1 rRNA gene is annotated in these 714 nt (G+C 53.8%); it reads left to right on the top strand.

The features are described from left to right. A 23S ribosomal RNA gene (locus IQR33_RS05410) occupies nucleotides 1–682 on the top strand; the annotation flags it as partial. Between the last annotated feature and the right edge of the window lie 32 nt (nucleotides 683–714).

Genomic DNA, 714 nt, shown 5'->3' on the forward strand with positions numbered 1-714 from the left:
GGACAGTGCCTGGTGGGTAGTTTGACTGGGGCGGTCTCCTCCCAAAGCGTAACGGAGGAGCACGAAGGTGGGCTAATCACGGTTGGACATCGTGAGGTTAGTGCAATGGCATAAGCCCGCTTGACTGCGAGAATGACAATTCGAGCAGGTGCGAAAGCAGGTCATAGTGATCCGGTGGTTCTGAATGGAAGGGCCATCGCTCAACGGATAAAAGGTACTCCGGGGATAACAGGCTGATACCGCCCAAGAGTTCATATCGACGGCGGTGTTTGGCACCTCGATGTCGGCTCATCACATCCTGGGGCTGAAGTCGGTCCCAAGGGTATGGCTGTTCGCCATTTAAAGTGGTACGCGAGCTGGGTTTAGAACGTCGTGAGACAGTTCGGTCCCTATCTGCCGTGGGCGTTGGAGAATTGAAAGGGGCTGCTCCTAGTACGAGAGGACCGGAGTGGACGAACCTCTGGTGTTCGGGTTGTGTCGCCAGACGCATTGCCCGGTAGCTAAGTTCGGGATCGATAACCGCTGAAAGCATCTAAGCGGGAAGCGAGCCTTGAGATGAGTTCTCCCTGATACTTTAAGTATCCTAAAGGGTTGTCGTAGACTACGACGTTGATAGGCAGGGTGTGTAAGCGTTGTGAGGCGTTGAGCTAACCTGTACTAATTGCCCGTGAGGCTTAACCATACAACACCCAAGGGGTTTTGATGGACTCAATG

This window comes from Vibrio sp. OPT46 (genome assembly GCF_015163535.1).
Lineage (GTDB): Bacteria > Pseudomonadota > Gammaproteobacteria > Enterobacterales > Vibrionaceae > Vibrio > Vibrio alginolyticus.